Source organism: Tropicibacter sp. Alg240-R139, assembly GCF_900537075.1.
Taxonomy (GTDB): Bacteria; Pseudomonadota; Alphaproteobacteria; order Rhodobacterales; family Rhodobacteraceae; genus Falsiruegeria.
Window position 1 is genome coordinate 788,113 of sequence record NZ_UNRA01000002.1, and the last position, 16,345, is coordinate 804,457.

The window sequence follows — 16,345 nt, forward strand, 5'->3', positions numbered from 1 at the left end:
AGTGGGAACTACCCGGTGTAGCCTTCGACGATGACCAAATCCCCGGTAGAGACCGGATCGCGAATGTCCTTGGCGGCCTGATATCCGATGCTTTCATAACAGGCCAGAGCTTGCTCGTAACTGTTAAATTCAAGCACAATAGTGCGGGCGCGAGCTTGTCCTTCGGGCACTTGGCGTTGGCCCCCTCGCACTAGAAATTTGGCGCCATACTCTGCAAACGGGGCCGCATTTGCGGCAATGTATTCCTTGTAGGCGTCCATATCGTCAACGTCGACTTGCGCCAGCCAATATCCTTTGGCCATCTGACTCTCCCTGATTCAATCAGACGCAGAGTGGCGCGTGGCCGCTAAAATGGCAACTGCCCACGCGCGAGCGCTCACAAGGCGTATGTCCACTCTTCTTTTGGCTGAAAATATCGCGAGACAGGAGCAAAGCGACGGGGGCAAAGCCCCCAACCGAACAATCACACCAGACGCGAAGTGTCCTTGGCCGCCCGCACAAAGTCGGCGAACAAAGGATGTGGCGCGAATGGTTTGGACTTCAGTTCAGGGTGGAACTGCACGCCGATGAACCACGGATGATCCGACCATTCCACGATTTCGGGCAGGCGACCATCAGGCGACATTCCGGAAAACGTCAGGCCGCAACCTTCGAGTTGCTTGCGGTACTTGATGTCCACCTCATAGCGGTGGCGGTGACGTTCTTCGATGCCAGTTGCGCCATATACCTCGGCCACTTTCGACCCCTCGGTCAGCGCCGCATCATAGGCGCCCAGGCGCATGGTGCCGCCCTTGTCGTCGTTTGCCTTGCGCTGAACGGTGTGGTTGCCCTGCACCCATTCTTTTAGGTGATAAACCACCGGCTCGAACCGCTTCTGACCTGCTTCATGATCGAACTCTTCCGAGCCTGCGGCCTCAATCCCCGCGACATTGCGCGCGGCTTCGATCACAGCCATCTGCATACCCAGACAGATCCCCAGATAGGGGATCTTGCGCGAGCGGGCGAATTCAGCTGCCTTGATCTTGCCTTCGGTGCCGCGCTCGCCAAAACCGCCGGGGACCAGGATCGCATGGAACCCTTCCAGATGCGGGGCCGCGTCGCCTCGGTCAAAAACCTCGGCATCGACCCAGGACACATTCACCTTGACCCGGTTGGCCATACCGCCGTGGGTCAGGGCTTCCTTGATCGACTTATAGGCATCTTCGAGCTGGGTGTATTTGCCCACGATAGCCACGTTCACCTCACCGTCGGTGTTGTGAATGCGGTCTTTTACGTCGTTCCATACGGACAGATCAGGCTTGGGCGCGGGCGAAATGTCGAACGCGTCCAGAACGGCCTGATCCAAACCCTGCTCGTGATAAGCCAATGGTGCTTCGTAAATTGAATTCAGGTCGTACGCCGCAACCACAGCCTCTTTCCGGACGTTGCAGAACAGCGCGATTTTCCCGCGTTCCTTTTCCGGGATCGGATGCTCCGAGCGACAAACCAGAATGTCAGGAGCTATACCGATGGACTGCAACTCTTTGACCGAGTGCTGGGTCGGTTTCGTCTTCAACTCACCCGAGGCGGCCAGGTAGGGCAGCAGGGTCAGGTGCATAAAGATGCACTGGCCGCGCGGTTTGTCGTGGCTGAACTGACGAATGGCTTCGAAAAAGGGCAGTCCTTCGATGTCGCCGACGGTGCCGCCGATCTCACACAACATGAAATCGACCTCATCCTCGCCGATCGAAATGAAGTCCTTGATCTCGTTCGTGACGTGGGGAACCACCTGAATGGTCTTGCCAAGGTAATCGCCGCGGCGTTCCTTTTCCAGCACGTTGGAATAGATCCGGCCCGACGAAACCGAGTCGGTCTTGCGGGCGGGCACGCCGGTGAAGCGTTCATAGTGGCCCAAATCCAGATCGGTTTCTGCGCCATCGTCGGTGACGAAAACCTCGCCGTGTTCAAAAGGTGACATGGTGCCGGGATCGACGTTCAGATACGGGTCCAGCTTGCGCAGACGCACCGAATACCCGCGTGCTTGCAGCAGCGATCCCAGAGCCGCAGAAGCCAGCCCTTTGCCAAGCGAAGATACAACACCGCCGGTGATGAAGATGAAACGCGCCATGAGTGTTCGGCTGCCCCCGTGAATGGTCAAAATTCAGCTGCCCGGTGGCCTTGAAACGATGTTCAAAAACCACTGCACCACGGGACTTTACGTATAAAGGATTCGCGCACCTAACGCAAGAGAACCGCAAGATGCTGTTGCGGTTCTCATCCAAAATTCAAGTTGTAGTGGTTCAGTCGGCTTTTGGAACCAGCGGTGCGTTGTCACCCTGGGTGGGCGGCAGCAGGTCACTTCCGGCGGGAACGTCGGGTGTGCTCTGCTCGGATGCTGGGGCTGGAACGCCCAGACGATCGATGACCGAGGAACCAGCGGACTTTTGAGCGGCCAGAACGGTCAGCGTGATTGAGGTCACGATAAAGGCCGCCGCCAGAATCCAGGTCAGCTTACCAAGCGCCGTGGCTGCTGCGCGGCCCGAAACGGCACCGCCGCCGCCGCCGCCCATGCCCAGGCCTCCGCCCTCAGATCGCTGCATCAGAACGACGGCGATCAGGCCAAGAGCCAGGAGAAGGTGGATGATGAGGACGACGTTTTCCATGAAACCCCTGCAGAGCGTGGTATGTACCGCGCGGTATGTAGGCAAGTTTGCGGTCAGGGGCAAGGGAGGAGTTTGCCATCACGTCGTGTGATTGGGACTATCACGGATTTGACACTGGACTTGGGGCTGATGTGGTTCAATCATGCGTCCTATGCCACATGATCATTCCGACCACCCGCATGCCCTTTTGCCTCCTGATCCTGCTCTCAGGGTCAAGGCACTGGAAACGATTCTCACCCGTAAGGGGCTGATAGACCCGGCCGCATTGGATGAGTTGATCGATACTTATGAAAATCGCATCGGACCAAAAAACGGCGCGCGGGTTGTCGCGCGGGCCTGGGCGGACCCAATGTTCAGAGCAGCCTTGCTGGAGGATGCCACGCGGGTGGTGGCCGATCTTGGGTTTTATGGCCGTCAGGGCGAGCACATGGTGGTGGTCGAGAACACCCCCCAACAGCATAATATGGTCGTTTGTACCCTGTGCAGTTGCTACCCATGGCCTTTGCTAGGCATTCCGCCGGGCTGGTACAAATCCGACGCCTATCGCGCCCGCGCTGTGCGCGAGCCACGCAAGGTGTTGGCCGACTTTGGCGTGACATTGCCCGAGGGAACATCGGTCCGGGTTTGGGATTCGACGGCTGAGGTGCGCTATCTGGTGTTGCCCATGCGTCCGGAAGGAACAGATGGTCTGTCCGAAGACGCGCTGGCTGATTTGGTCACACGCGACAGTATGATTGGCACCGATATACCCAAGGTGCCGTCATGACCCGTGTGCATGACATGGGCGGGCGGTTTGGTGACGGGCCGGTGGTGCGCGAGGTCGAAGGTGACCCGGTATTCGAGAAAGATTGGCACGCGCGGGCGCTGGCGGTGACGCTGGCCTCGGGCGCGTTGGGCAAATGGAACATCGACGTCTCGCGCCATGCCCGCGAGCGGCTGTCGCCCAAGGATTACACGCGGTTCAGCTATTATGAGAAGTGGATATCGGCGCTTGCGGATCTACTGGTGGAAACTGGTGTGCTGACCTTGGAGGATTTGAAGGGCGAGGGTCGGGATGCCCCGCACCCCTTGGCGCAAAGGGCGATGACGGCTGATGTTGTGCCGGGCGTCCTTGCCAAGGGAGGACCGGCAGATCGCCCCTCGGATGTAGCGCCGACCTTTGTTGTTGGGCAGGCGGTGCGGACGGCACGACCTGCGGCAAACCGGTTTGTAGATGGCGGGCACACGCGGTTGCCATCTTATGCGCAAGGGGCTGAGGGGCGCGTGCTGCTGTTGCATGGCACCCACGTGCTGCCTGACAGTAGTGCGCATGGATTGGGTGAGGCGCCCGAGCCGCTTTATGCGGTGATGTTTCCGGCAACCGAGTTGTGGGCTGATGCGGAAAGTCCCGATGACGAGGTCGTGCTGGACCTATGGCAAAGCTATCTGGAGCCGGTATGAATGATTGCGTGACAATTGGCGTGCCCGAACCGGTTTTTGCCGAGCCTTGGCATGCGCAGGTCTTTGCCCTGACGGTGCATCTGAATGAGACGGGCCGGTTCGCTTGGGGCGAGTGGGCCGAGAGATTCTCGACCACTTTGAAACGGCACGGGCTGTCGCGGGAATTGGATGGGGGCGATGACTACTTTCACGCCTGGTTGGAAACGCTGGAGGCTTTTCTGGACGAGGATGGTGGCGCGTTGAAGGATGAGGTGTCTCCCATCAAAGATGCCTGGGAGAAGGCGTATCTGACGACCCCACATGGGGCACCGGTTGCGCTGGACGGGTAAGGCAGGCGCGCGCTGCCCGCCCCATCGAGGGGCGAACACCGCGGTGTGGCCAGGGGCCACACGGGCGTGTTCAGAGCGTCACGCAGATGATTTGGGTTTGGTCCGTGAGGCGCATGTCGCCACCATTGATCAATGCGGTGTTTCCGGGATGCAATGCAATTTCGTTCAGAACTGCTGTTCCGGTGAGGCAGTGAACCGCGTGCTCTGCCTGTGGCAGGGTCCTCGTTTGTGGCCCACGGTGAACCTCGACCGACGGATTGACGTGCTGTGGATCGAAAATGAGGTTGAAGTTTCGGACGGGACCATCATTGAGGTGGCCATCGACGGGTAAATCCCCGGCAAAGGCCAGCGGTTGCAGGGGGAGGGCATGTAACGTCTCGCCAGAAGCGTGCAGGCTCATGCCATGCCCTTCGATCACGGTCAGGATGCGCGACAGGCCCGGAAAGGACGAAAAGGGCCCATCGCGATCCACATCCGCGACGCTCAGGCGCCAGTGTACGCCGCCGTTGGTTGAATGGCTGGAGATTTCGCGCGTGATACCGCCGCCGTTTTTCCACGGCGCAGGCACAAGATCGGCCGCCCTGATAATGCGCGTCATATACCGGGCTCAGTCGCGGGGTCGTGGTCGTGAAGTCAGGCCCGCTTTTTGCAGAAACCGACGCAGCCCTGCGCGACTCGGCAAGGCAATGCGCGGCGCATGCAGGCGGGATTTGCCTGCAAGCCGGTTGAACTCGTGCACGTCGATGATCTTTTCGGCGCAGCCGCAGCCTTCTCCCAAGCCCACCTTGGTGTAATAAAACCGTTCGAAACTTTGATCTGGTTTACTCATCCACGTCGTCCACATCGCTTTGCCCGGCCAACTGGCGCCGAACGTGGCTCCAGCTTAGACCGATTCCCAGAACGATGGACAGGGCCAGGATGCCCAGCCAGACCTGCACATTCTTGTTATCCAGTTGCAGCAGGCCGAAATCGTAGAGCACCCAAAGGAGTGATGCGACAACGGCCGCGACCAGAACCATGCCAAACCCGCCGATCGAGCGCAGGGTGGCGCGGATGTAGATGATGTAGCCAATTGTCAGGATCAGCCCCAGCAGGACCGCCACGGACAAATGCGCCTGATAATTCTCGATGGTCCAGCGGACATAGTTCCAGTCCGTTGGATTATAGGTCAGCGTCAGCAGCGCGAACGCAAACAGCCATCGCAGAAACATGCCCATAAAAAATCACCGCCACATACTTTTTTGTCGCGCAGAATCGCTGAAATGGACGCAGCTGTCCAGTGTTTCGACCGGCCTGCGGCGAATTTGCGGTTTCACTGTTGCATGGGCCTATGTATATGGACGCGGGTTTGATACTTCGCAGCAAAGGACCGAATATGGCCAATGTCGTAGTAGTCGGCGCTCAATGGGGCGACGAAGGTAAGGGCAAGATTGTGGATTGGCTCAGTGAACGCGCTGACGTGATCGCGCGATTTCAGGGCGGTCACAACGCCGGCCATACCCTTGTGATCGACAGCAAGGTCTACAAGCTGCATGCGTTGCCGTCTGGCGTTGTGCGCGGCGGCAAGCTGAGCGTGATCGGCAACGGTGTGGTGCTGGATCCCTGGCACCTGATCAAAGAAATCGAAACCGTGCAGGCGCAAGGTGTCGAGATCACGCCCGAGACGTTGATGATCGCGGAAAACACGCCGCTGATTCTGCCGATCCATGGGGAACTGGACCGTGCGCGGGAAGAAGCTGCCAGCAAGGGCACCAAGATTGGTACCACCGGTCGTGGTATTGGCCCGTGTTACGAGGACAAAGTGGGGCGTCGAGCGGTGCGTGTGGCTGATCTGGCCGACGACGCGACGCTTGAGGCGCGTGTGGATCGTGCTCTGCAACACCATGATCCGCTGCGCAAAGGCTTGGGAATCGAGGCCGTGGACCGCGACGCGCTGATCGCGCAACTCAAGGAAATCGCGTCGAAAATCTTGCCGTTTGCTGCGCCGGTCTGGAAGGTGCTGAACGAAAAACGCAAAGCGGGCAAGCGCATCCTGTTCGAAGGGGCGCAAGGTGCTCTGTTGGACATCGACTTTGGCACGTACCCTTTTGTAACATCCTCCAACGTGATTGCCGGCCAGGCCGCGACAGGTGTGGGCATTGGCCCCAATTCGATTGATTTCGTGCTTGGCATCGTCAAGGCCTATACCACCCGTGTGGGCGAGGGGCCGTTCCCGACCGAATTGCATGACGATGACGGTCAACGCCTGGGCGAACGTGGGCATGAATTCGGAACAACCACGGGTCGTAAGCGCCGTTGTGGCTGGTTCGATGCGGCGCTGCTGCGTCAAACCTGCGCCACCAGCGGGGTCAACGGCATTGCCCTGACTAAGCTAGATGTTCTGGACGGATTTGAGACGCTCAAGATTTGCGTGGGCTATGACCTGGACGGCGAACGCCTGGATTATCTGCCGACGGCGGCGGACGAGCAAGCTCGCTGTACCCCGATCTATGAAGAGATGCCCGGCTGGAGCGAATCTACTGAAGGCGCGCGCAGCTGGGCCGAACTGCCGGCGAACGCGATTAAATATGTGCGCCGCGTCGAAGAGTTGATCGACTGCCCCGTCGCGCTACTGTCTACCTCGCCCGAGCGTGAGGACACCATTCTTGTCACGGACCCGTTTGCAGACTGATGGCTAATGAAATGAAACCCGGACTGAGCTACAAGGCCCGCCGCCGGTGGGCCCTTGTCATCCTGTTACTGGGAATGCCGATCTACATCATAATGGTGGTGTTCATCCTGAGCCTGCTGAACCGCCCACCGATCTGGGTAGAACTGCTTGTCTACATTGGCTTGGGGATCGCTTGGGTGCTGCCCTTTAAGGCGGTGTTCCGGGGGGTCGGTCAGGCTGACCCGGACGCGCCGGATGATCGCAACTCCTAATCTGCTTTGACGTTGAAGCTGAAAAGCACCTGCCAGTCAGGTGCTTTTTTCTTTTCCCGACGCCAGCGGTGTCGAGAGTTGTTCGATCGTTTGGTTTTCCAATCTCGGGGAGCTCCCGCACCCGAGCGATCCCGACTTTGTCGGCACCGCTAGCGGCTTTGGGCCGGGCACCGGGCAAAGCCCGGTGCCCGGCCCAACAGGAGGAGATGTTTCGCTAGAAACATTGACGACGGGCGGGAGGGTCTCGGGTGAGAGTGCCGTGTTTCGCACCAAGCCACTTTCAGCGATCAACGGCTTTGAGGCGCGGATCAAGTGGGCGTGTAGGTGGCCCAGCAGGTTTTGGCCAACAGACCGTCGCGGACAGTAAGCGCCTTGCAATGAAGTTGGTGTGGAAACTGGCGATGGCTAAAAAACACAAAAAAGGCCGCTAAATTCGGCGGCCTCCTTTGTGTTTTTAGGTGTGCAATTTACCCAGCTGCACGTTTGCCTGGGTGGAACCCAATGTCTCCCGAGGCAACAAAGCGACCCCCGCCAGCTTTTTCGATCTTGCCATCACGGAGCAGCTGGCCAAACGACCGCAGACCGTCTTCGCGGTTAAAGCTCTGGTTATCCAGCTGACGCACTTTGTTCATCAACTGCGGGCGCGAGAATTGTTCGCGACCTTCGACAAACGACATGTAGGCTGCGGCTGCTTCCAGCAGATCGGGCAACGACACGGCCCCTTGTTCAGCGGCGTAGTCGGCAAACCCGTTGCCAGTTTCATTGTTGGGATCATCTGCGACAACCGAGGCAACACGGCGTGGGCGCACCGGGCCACGGTTCTGGGTCTCTGTCGGTACGTCGATGCGCTGCTCGGCCACCAGCTTGAGTGGCGCCGGGCGGTCGCCGCCGGCACGCGGACGCGGGCTTGAAGCTTTGGCTGTGGGTCGGCGGGGGCGCACCACGCTTGCCAGGTCTTCGCGATAATCATCGTCGCTGGTGTGGGTGCCAACAGTGCCACCTGCCGACCGCTCGGCATGCGCTGCCGCAACGGCTGCACGCAGATGCGTATAAGCTTCGCGTGAAGAGGATGTGTCGGGATCATCCAGCTTTTCGTCAGCGGTTGCCATCAGGCGAGACAGGTCGTCTTCGTCAGCTTCCAGCTTGGGGGCTTCCTCAGGTGTTTCGCGTTCTGATTCGGCGTCCTGTTCTTTGGCAACGTCGTCGACATTCCCAACATGAACCTCGGCCCCATCTTCGGCTTCGGGTTCCATCTGCGGCAGTTCGTCGTCGTCGTCATCGGAATGCGCGTTTAGTTCGGCTTCAACGGCGGCCAGTTCCCGCATCAGGTCGGCCTCGTCCTCGGGCAGCAGCGAGCTGCCGCCAACCGCGTCTTCCTGCGATGCGTCATTCTGGGCGTTGTCTTCGTTGGTTTCTTCATCCGCGGCCTGCAGCTCCCCAGCGGCAATCGCCGCCTCAAGATCACTGCGCTTGACTTTCAGGACACGGGCTTTGATCGGCGCCGATTTTTCGGGAGTTTCGCCAGAGTTCAGGATGTTGTCCAACTCGTCATCGGCGTCGTCAGCACCGCTGTCGCCCAAGTCCGAGAACAGAGCGTCCTCTTGCGGCATATCAACCGTGTCTGCGTCGTCTTCGACGTCCAAGGTGTCCAGGATTGCAGTGACATCATCTGCTTCATCCCCAGCCTCATCCTGATCCTCAACGTCTTCGTCCGCTTGCAGGGCTGCGGTCAGGCCAACTGCCGCAGCGGTAACCACATCATCGGCATGCTCGTCTTCGGCATAAGTCTCGGTTTGAGCTGCCTTTTCGTTGCGCGAAACAACGGCACGGATGCGCTGCAGCTTAGCGGCGATGCTGTCGGCGGCCGGAACGGTGTCGTCGTTTTCGACCGGCTCGGCTTCAACGATAGGTGCTTCGTCCTTGGGGTCAGCCACACGGGCGGCAATCGCTGCAAGGGCGGCGTCTTCGTCGGTGTCTGTGGCGTCGGGTTCGACGTCCGCAGCAACTTCGGGAGCTTCGTCCAAATCCTCGGCGGTACTTTCGTCCGCCGCGTCTTCGATTTCGACTATCGGCGCGGCTTCTATCGTCTCGACATGTTCAGCCTCGTCTATCGGTGTTTCTTCGGAAACGACCTCGGTTGCCTCGGGCTCAACCTCTGGCGGCTGGCTTTCCGCAACTGGGTCTTCGTCGATCTGTTCTTCGATCTCCTCGACTTCCGCAACGACTTGCTCAGCCTCTTCCTCGGCAGGTGCCTCTTCGACAACGATTGCGGCGGCGGGGGCTGCGATCGAAGTTGCTGCCGCGATCTCCTCGGTTGCCTCCACTGAAGGTGCTTCAACAGGGCTTTCGTCAGTTACGGTCGGGGCGTTCTCTTGTTCAGCTTCTGTGGCGTGGGCCTCTTCAACTGGTGCAGCATCAGGCTCAGCAGCAGGGGCCGGGGCTGGATCAGGTTCTGGCTGGGCCTCGACCACGTCGGCGGCAACCGGCGCAACAGCTTCGGCAGCGCGCAGCACAATACCTTTAGAATCAGTGCGGGCTTCGACTTGCCGCGAAATCTCCCGCTGTGCGATCCGTGCCAGCATGTCAGCGTCGGGTTGGGGTGGTTCTGCCCCGAAATAGCGGTCGTCCGATGCCAAATCCCTAAAGTACTCGGCAATGGCTTTCATGGTGTCAAAAGAGTCTTCGAACCCTTCCAACGTGCAGGAAAATGTCCCGTATGAGACGGTCAATACCTTGTTGTTCTGTACCATGGGATGCTCGTCCTCTACATACTTATGGCAACCCGTTTACCATTCCCGAGGCGTCAATTTCGGCCCGAATCTGTGCAAATGAGCGTATCATTTTGTGACCAGATTGTGTTCCGTTTCCTAAATAAGGCTAAATCGACCAATGAAACCCCTTATTGTTGAGCATTCAGAACCAATCACACTGATTGGCGGCGGTGAGGTGGGTGAAAACGACCTAGAGTTGGCCCTGGCTGTGGCGCCGGTGCTTGTTGCAGCTGATGGCGGGGCAGATCGGGCGGTGGCTCGGGGGCACATGCCACAGGCGGTGATCGGGGATTTTGACTCGGTCTCGGACGTGGTTAGGCGTCAGGTGCCACCCGATCGGCTGTTTCCGGTACGCGAACAGGATACCACCGATTTCGACAAGGCGCTGCGGCACACCAGGGCCCCGTTTCTGGTTGGGGTGGGATTTCTGGGTGGTCGGGTCGATCACCAGCTGGCGGTGCTCAACACGTTGGTGCGCAATGCTGAAAAGCCCTGCATTTTGCTGGGGGCTCATGAGGTATTGTTTCATGCACCACCCCGGATCGAGCTGGCGTTGAACCCCGCTGACGTGGTGTCATTGTTTCCACTGGCGCGCGTATCGGGGCGGTCGACCGGGTTGGAATGGCCCATTGATGGGCTGACGTTTGAGCCTTCAGGGCAAATTGGCACGTCAAATCGCAGCACGGGACCGGTCACGATAGAGGTGGATCTGCCGGGGTTGTTGGTCATCGTGCCGCGCGGTGCCTTCGATCTGGTCACGCAGGCGTTTCGTTCAGCTCAGCGCGCGCAGTGGCCCGCTCACGCAGAATGATATAAAGGCCTGCGGCCATCGTGATGCAGATGCCAACGCCGGCCAGCCCGTTGGGCAGGTCGCTGAAGATCAGCCAGCCTATGACCGTGGCCACAGGGATTTCCAGATACTGCATCGGGGCCAGAGTGGCCGATGGGGCATAGCGCAGCGACCAGGTCATCAGCAGATGCGCCATCGTCCCCAACAGGCCGATGGCCAGCATCAGCCAGCTTGTCATAGGGGCGGGCATCACCAACGTTAGTGGCTCGACCCCCATGTTGTGACCGACGAGCAGGACTGGCAACAGCACGAGGCATGCCATGACCCCCGAAACCGCTTGCAACCCCACAGGATCAGTATCCTTGGCCAATTGCCGGGTGATCAGCATGAAAAGCGAGAACACAATTGCCACCACCAACGGCAGCAGGGCAGGCCAACCCACCTCGGCAAAGCTGGGCTGAATGACCAGAAGTGTGCCCATGAAGCCAACGATGCAGGCGCCCAGCCGACGCGAGCCGACTTCTTCGCCCAAAACGTATTTGCCAAGAAGGAGCATGATAAAGGGCATGACAAAGGCGATGGCTATGGCGTCTGCAAGTGGCAGATATTGCAACGCAGTGAACATTGTACCGATTCCCACGATATGAAGCGCGGTCCGCAGCGCTGTCAGCCGCAACAGCCGTCCGCGAATGCGCCAGGCTCGTCCGGTCAGACTCACCAGCGGGATTAGAACAATCGCCTGCACGGCAAAGCGGACCAGCAGCAACTCTCCTACTGGGATAGTACCGCTCAACAGTTTGGCGACTGCGTCACCCATGGGGGCGACGACACAAAATCCCAACATCAAGAAGATACCCAAAAGGGGGCGATCATGCGACATGCCGCCACGCTAGGGAATGGCAAGATCGGGATCAACCCATCCTAGTGCTGACCTGAGGTCACCACTTGTGATCAGCAGTTCGGAACGTTGACCGCCAGACCACCGAGCGAGGTTTCCTTGTACTTTTCATGCATGTCGTGACCTGTCTGGCGCATGGTCTCGATGCACGCATCCAAAGGTACGAAATGCTGCCCGTCACCACGCAGTGCCAGCGAGGCCGCCGAGACGGCCTTGATCGCAGCCAGCCCGTTACGTTCGATGCAGGGCACCTGCACCAGTCCTTTGACCGGATCGCAGGTCATGCCCAAATGATGTTCCAGCGCGATCTCGGCAGCGTTTTCTACCTGCTGGGGCGTACCGCCCATCACCGCGCAAAGGCCCGCGGCGGCCATCGCCGCAGCGCTGCCGACCTCTGCCTGACATCCCGCTTCGGCACCAGAGATCGAGGCGTTGAACTTGACCAACCCGCCGATGGCGGCAGCGGTCAGCAGGAAATCCTCGATATGACTTTCCGAGGCGCCGGGTACGTGGTCCAGATAGTAGCGTATCACCGCAGGCAGGGTACCCGCGGCACCGTTGGTAGGTGCGGTGACGACCTGACCGCCGGCGGCGTTCTCTTCGTTCACCGCCATGGCGTAGACGCTCATCCAGTCATTGATGGTGTGCGGCGCGTTCAGGTTCATGCCGCGTTCGGCCTGCAGCGCGTCATGGATTCCCTTGGCGCGACGACGCACGTTCAGGCCGCCGGGCAGGATGCCGTCGGTGACCAGCCCGCGCTCGATGCAACCGTTCATGACCTCCCAGATGCGAGCCGAGCCCTTGGCAAAGCTCACGGCACAACCGCGAGAGATTTCGTTCTCGCGCTTCATCTCGGCTATCGACATTCCGCTGGCATTTGCCATCTCCAGCATCTCGGCCGCAGATTTGAACGGATAGGGGACCGGGTCGCCTTCATCAGTGGCTTTGCCCTCGGCCAGTTCTTCTTCGGTCAGGACAAAACCGCCACCGATGGAGTAATAGACCTGCCGCAGGATCACGTCGCCCTGTGCATCGGTGGCCATCAGCGCCATGCCGTTGGCGTGGCCGGGCAGGTTGGTATCGTAGTCAAAGATCAGATCGGTCTTTGGATCAAAATGCAGCTCGGAAAGCCCCTCGGGCGACACCGTCTGGGTCTCGGCAATCGCGGCAAGTGCTGCCTCGGCCTTGTAGTGGTCATAGCTGTCGGGCAGGAACCCCGCGAGGCCCAGAATGGTCGCACGGTCGGTCGCGTGCCCAACGCCAGTGAACGCCAGAGAGCCATGCAGCGAGCCGCGCAGCCCGTGGAATTCGAACGGCGAGGCGCGCATCAGGTCCAGGAACCGCGCAGCGGCCACCATCGGACCCATGGTATGAGACGAAGACGGGCCTACGCCCACTTTGAACATGTCGAAGACAGAGAGAAACATTTTACTGAGCTGAGCCTTCTGGAGGAGTGGCATATGTGGGTGACGTGAATGGGATGGCGCTCAGACCTTCGGCCTGAATGGCGGCGCGGGTGGCCGTGCGGGTTTCCAGCGCTTGCAGGATCCGTTGCAAATATGGGGTGTCGCTGATGTTGTACCAGCTGCGGTCGCTGCCCGCCGGATATATGGCCATCCAGCGCATCATGCAGGCGACATAGTATGTCAGAACCGATGGCGTTTCGGCGCTGAACCAAGATGGTGCGTCTTTGGCGACTTGATCCAGCAGCCCAAGATGGTGGCGCAGGCGGGGGCGAATGCCTGCGCGCAGAGTTTCCGCCTCAGACGCGTCGATGTATTTTTCGGCATAGAACAGTATACGCAGATCGGCGTGCAGGGTGTTCGAGGCAAAGAACAGCCATTTCAGGAAATCGCCACGCTCGTGGGCTTTGGGGCCAAGCTGTTCGTATGTATCAACCAGCCACAGCAGGATCGCAGCGGTTTCGAAAAGCGACCCTTGCGGTGTCTCAAGAACCGGGATCAGCCTGTTGGGATTGAGCGCGCGATAGGCGGCGCTGTCTTGGGCACGCACCCGGCGATCCACCAGCACCGTGTCAAACGGCACGTCCATCTCAAGCAACGCAAGCCGGATCACCAGCGAGGCATTGTCGGGGGCATAATGAAGGCGCAGGTCCTGTGTCATGCACTAGTCCGATAGATGGGTACGACATTAGGTCAGTTCGATTGCGACGTTTCCAATCGGAAACGCGCAATATTCCCTCGACCACCACGTGTCACACTGGGAACTGATGCAATTCAACGGGTTTGCTGTACCCTTTGAGTTCAAACGCACCAATCGCCCCCGAGCTTTCGGGGTGATGGTGTACAAACTCGTCTGTCGCCAGAATCTTGCTCTCAAGGTCACGTGTCAAAGCCTCGCACCGCGTAAGCAAGCCAACCGCCTGACCGGTTGCGGTGAAATCAAGTCTCTTCTCTGTGCCAACGTTTCCATACAGCACCTGACCGGCGTGCAAAGCGACGCCAAACTCGATGATTGGCTTGTTGTCGCGCACCCGTGCAGTGTTCAGCTGGGTCGCGCGGGCAAACGACTCGCGGGCCGCTGACAGGGCGGCCATACACATGTTTTGCGCTGGGCGGGTGGTCTGCTCGAATGGGAAAATCGCTAGCACCCCGTCGCCGACAAACTTCAAAACCTCACCGCCGTGATCCAGAACCGCCCCGGCGGTGCAATCAAAATAGTCGTTCAGGGTTTGCAAATAAGCCCGCTCTTCCAATTCACAGGAAAGCGGTAGAGAGCTTGCAAGATCGCTGAAGAACAGGGCGCAGTCGATGCGGTTGCCATCGCCGCGCGCGGTTTGGCCAGTCAACACACGCCGTCCCGATAGCCGCCCCAGATAGGAATCCAACAAAGTGGCCGCCAAGATCTTTTCGGTTTCCAACCGTACGCAGACCATCAGGGGCGTCAAAAGGTGCCTGAGACCGTTCAGAATATCTGGGCTGAAACCGCCAAAACTGCGGGTGCTGAACGACACCGCAGCACCCAGACCGAATTTGACATCGTTTTCGCGAATGGCGGTGTTGTCCCCAAACGTCTTGGCAAACCCGGCATAGCCAGTAACTCCGCTTTCGGCGAGCTGTTCGAACAACGGGTATTGCGCGCAATCGCCAGGGTCGCTGAGGTCGGCCACAACTTCGTCTCGTGTGCGTTGCAACATCAATTCGGCAAATGGGGTCTTTTCTCGCGAGCGGGCAGCGACACGGTTGCGCGGGATGACGTCCCAATCCACGCGCCCTTTTTCCAGATCCCAGGTCAAGGTGATCAGCCCGATTACCGGATGCAGCATTGAACGGCCAATGGCGATCCGGTTCACCGGAACCCCACCATTTACCAACCGCTTCCCCAGGCTTTCAACAGTGTCGGACAGTTCTGCGTCGCTCAGGGAACGCTCGAGTAACCAATCAGCTACCGAAGAAAAGAAGTCCTGCATGAACACCGTCGCCCCCCAAGGATCGAAATATGTTGGACTGAAGTATCATATTGAATGCATCTTTTGTCCAAGACATTTGAAATTGGGCAGGAACTGCATCACCGTTACAAAAGAAACTCGCGTGCCGGGCGTGCGTCTCATATAAGCAAAGTCGAAACACCGAGGGGAGCCCGCCATGACCGGAGAATTGTCGCCTATCGACAAAGCCAAATTCGTGGCCGCCAAGCGGGCCGCCGATTTTGTCGAGGACGGGATGCGCGTGGGTCTGGGCACCGGGTCGACCGCCGCATGGCTGGTGCGGTGCCTGGGCGAGATGGTTCGCGACGAGGGGCTCAAGATCAAAGGTGTGCCGACCTCGACCCGCACGGCAGAGCTGGCACGCGATGTTGGCATCGACGTGATCAGTCTGGATGAGGCGCGCTGGCTGGACCTGACGATTGATGGCGCGGATGAGTTCGACGGCGACCTGAACCTGATCAAGGGCGGTGGCGGTGCATTGCTGCAGGAAAAGATCGTGGCGACCGCATCAGATCAAATGGTCGTGATTGCCGACATCGGCAAAGAGGTCGAAACCCTGGGCAATTTCCCCCTGCCGGTCGAGGTGATCCCCTTTGGCTGGCAGACCACACAGGCGCTGATCGAGGAAACCCTGATCTCGATGGATGTGTTGGGGCGCTCGGCCACTTTGCGGATGAACGGGGACACGCCGTTCATCACGGACGAGGGCAACCACATCCTGGATCTGCACCTAAATCGTATCGGCAATGCGCGCCAATTGGCGCTGGTGATCAACCAGATGCCGGGCGTGGTAGAAAACGGGCTGTTCATCGATATCTGCGATACGGTTGTGATCGGCTATGGCGATGGTCGGGTTGAGTTGCGCGATATCAACCAGGGCACGGTCGAACATGACCGGCTGGATTTTGTCGAAAGCGATAACCTGTTCACGGATCTGGCGGATTGATGCGCAAACACAAGGGACAGACCCTTTTTTTTTGAAAGCAAACCTCGCCGGGCACTACGTTTGGCTCTTTCCGGTCTCAGGTGCGTGGCGCTGGTTGGGATATCCATTTGGTCATTTACTTGGCCGAACGCTAATCTGGTCGTTCTCAGTTTTCCGGCA

At 59.1% G+C, this 16,345-nt stretch carries 18 protein-coding genes; 7 read left to right on the forward strand and 11 right to left on the reverse strand.

The features are described from left to right. Positions 1-8: 8 nt before the first annotated feature. The 3 genes from G6R15_RS11470 to secG form a co-directional block, all read right to left on the reverse strand. Complete coding sequence (locus tag G6R15_RS11470; RefSeq protein WP_164659977.1) at positions 9-302, reverse strand: DUF1330 domain-containing protein; 294 nt, start codon at positions 300-302, stop codon at positions 9-11. A gap of 161 nt (positions 303-463) precedes the next feature. After that, on the reverse strand, positions 464-2,107 hold the full coding sequence (locus G6R15_RS11475) for a CTP synthase (protein ID WP_164659978.1): 1,644 nt from the start codon (positions 2,105-2,107) through the stop codon (positions 464-466). Positions 2,108-2,279: 172 nt separating this feature from the next. After that, positions 2,280-2,642 (reverse strand): preprotein translocase subunit SecG, encoded by a 363-nt coding sequence (gene secG, locus G6R15_RS11480; protein ID WP_164659979.1) that lies wholly within the window; start codon positions 2,640-2,642, stop codon positions 2,280-2,282. Between the two features lie 151 nt (positions 2,643-2,793). On the opposite strand from secG, the gene nthA reads away from it, so the two are divergent. Genes nthA through G6R15_RS11495 form a run of 3 tightly spaced genes read left to right on the forward strand, consistent with a single transcriptional unit; the run spans position 2,794 to position 4,411 of the window. Then, complete coding sequence (gene nthA, locus G6R15_RS11485) at positions 2,794-3,408, forward strand: nitrile hydratase subunit alpha (RefSeq protein ID WP_164660290.1); 615 nt, start codon at positions 2,794-2,796, stop codon at positions 3,406-3,408. After that, positions 3,405-4,082 (forward strand): nitrile hydratase subunit beta, encoded by a 678-nt coding sequence (gene nthB, locus G6R15_RS11490; protein WP_164659980.1) that lies wholly within the window; start codon positions 3,405-3,407, stop codon positions 4,080-4,082. Before nthA ends, nthB begins: the two co-directional genes overlap by 4 nt. Then, positions 4,079-4,411: a nitrile hydratase accessory protein gene (locus G6R15_RS11495; protein WP_164659981.1), complete on the forward strand. Its 333-nt coding sequence runs from the start codon at positions 4,079-4,081 to the stop codon at positions 4,409-4,411. Before nthB ends, G6R15_RS11495 begins: the two co-directional genes overlap by 4 nt. 70 nt (positions 4,412-4,481) lie before the next feature. Here the strand turns inward: G6R15_RS11495 and G6R15_RS11500 are convergent, their stop codons facing one another. From G6R15_RS11500 to G6R15_RS11510, 3 genes are read right to left on the reverse strand one after another with little or no spacing between them, the layout of a single operon-like run. Beyond that, a complete protein-coding gene (locus tag G6R15_RS11500) occupies positions 4,482-5,009 on the reverse strand; it encodes a HutD family protein (RefSeq protein ID WP_164659982.1) in 528 nt (175 codons plus the stop codon). 9 nt (positions 5,010-5,018) lie between these two features. Next, entirely contained in the window at positions 5,019-5,240 is a 222-nt protein-coding gene (locus tag G6R15_RS11505) for a hypothetical protein (protein WP_164659983.1), read from the reverse strand. Further along, positions 5,233-5,628: a DUF6524 family protein gene (locus G6R15_RS11510; RefSeq protein ID WP_164659984.1), complete on the reverse strand. Its 396-nt coding sequence runs from the start codon at positions 5,626-5,628 to the stop codon at positions 5,233-5,235. The genes G6R15_RS11505 and G6R15_RS11510 overlap by 8 nt, the downstream gene beginning before the upstream one ends. A 158-nt stretch (positions 5,629-5,786) precedes the next feature. Here G6R15_RS11510 and G6R15_RS11515 point away from each other — a divergent pair, with 158 nt between their 5' ends. Together G6R15_RS11515 and G6R15_RS11520 are read left to right on the forward strand one after the other, a co-directional pair. Next, positions 5,787-7,082: an adenylosuccinate synthase gene (locus G6R15_RS11515; protein ID WP_164659985.1), complete on the forward strand. Its 1,296-nt coding sequence runs from the start codon at positions 5,787-5,789 to the stop codon at positions 7,080-7,082. A gap of 11 nt (positions 7,083-7,093) precedes the next feature. Beyond that, complete coding sequence (locus G6R15_RS11520) at positions 7,094-7,333, forward strand: DUF2842 domain-containing protein (protein ID WP_373456010.1); 240 nt, start codon at positions 7,094-7,096, stop codon at positions 7,331-7,333. Positions 7,334-7,800: 467 nt separating this feature from the next. On the opposite strand, the gene G6R15_RS11525 is transcribed toward G6R15_RS11520, so the two are convergent. Beyond that, on the reverse strand, positions 7,801-10,083 hold the full coding sequence (locus G6R15_RS11525) for a chemotaxis protein CheA (protein ID WP_164659987.1): 2,283 nt from the start codon (positions 10,081-10,083) through the stop codon (positions 7,801-7,803). A 139-nt stretch (positions 10,084-10,222) separates the two neighbouring features. Here G6R15_RS11525 and G6R15_RS11530 point away from each other — a divergent pair, with 139 nt between their 5' ends. Continuing rightward, positions 10,223-10,915 carry a thiamine diphosphokinase gene (locus tag G6R15_RS11530; protein ID WP_164659988.1) on the forward strand — a complete coding sequence of 231 codons (693 nt, stop codon included), beginning with the start codon at positions 10,223-10,225 and terminating at the stop codon, positions 10,913-10,915. Here G6R15_RS11530 and G6R15_RS11535 read toward each other — a convergent pair. From G6R15_RS11535 to G6R15_RS11550, 4 genes are all read right to left on the reverse strand, one after another. Then, entirely contained in the window at positions 10,860-11,774 is a 915-nt protein-coding gene (locus G6R15_RS11535) for a DMT family transporter (RefSeq protein ID WP_164659989.1), read from the reverse strand. The genes G6R15_RS11530 and G6R15_RS11535 overlap by 56 nt on opposite strands. A 71-nt stretch (positions 11,775-11,845) precedes the next feature. After that, positions 11,846-13,219 carry an L-serine ammonia-lyase gene (locus G6R15_RS11540; RefSeq protein WP_164659990.1) on the reverse strand — a complete coding sequence of 458 codons (1,374 nt, stop codon included), beginning with the start codon at positions 13,217-13,219 and terminating at the stop codon, positions 11,846-11,848. 1 nt (position 13,220) lies between these two features. Beyond that, positions 13,221-13,916 (reverse strand): glutathione S-transferase family protein, encoded by a 696-nt coding sequence (locus G6R15_RS11545; protein ID WP_164659991.1) that lies wholly within the window; start codon positions 13,914-13,916, stop codon positions 13,221-13,223. 91 nt (positions 13,917-14,007) lie between these two features. After that, positions 14,008-15,222, reverse strand: a complete 1,215-nt coding sequence (locus G6R15_RS11550; RefSeq protein WP_164659992.1) for an adenylate/guanylate cyclase domain-containing protein — start codon at positions 15,220-15,222, stop codon at positions 14,008-14,010. Between the two features lie 175 nt (positions 15,223-15,397). Between G6R15_RS11550 and rpiA the strand changes: the two genes are divergently transcribed. Next, positions 15,398-16,186: a ribose-5-phosphate isomerase RpiA gene (rpiA, locus tag G6R15_RS11555; RefSeq protein WP_085796795.1), complete on the forward strand. Its 789-nt coding sequence runs from the start codon at positions 15,398-15,400 to the stop codon at positions 16,184-16,186. The last annotated feature ends 159 nt before the right edge of the window (positions 16,187-16,345 follow it).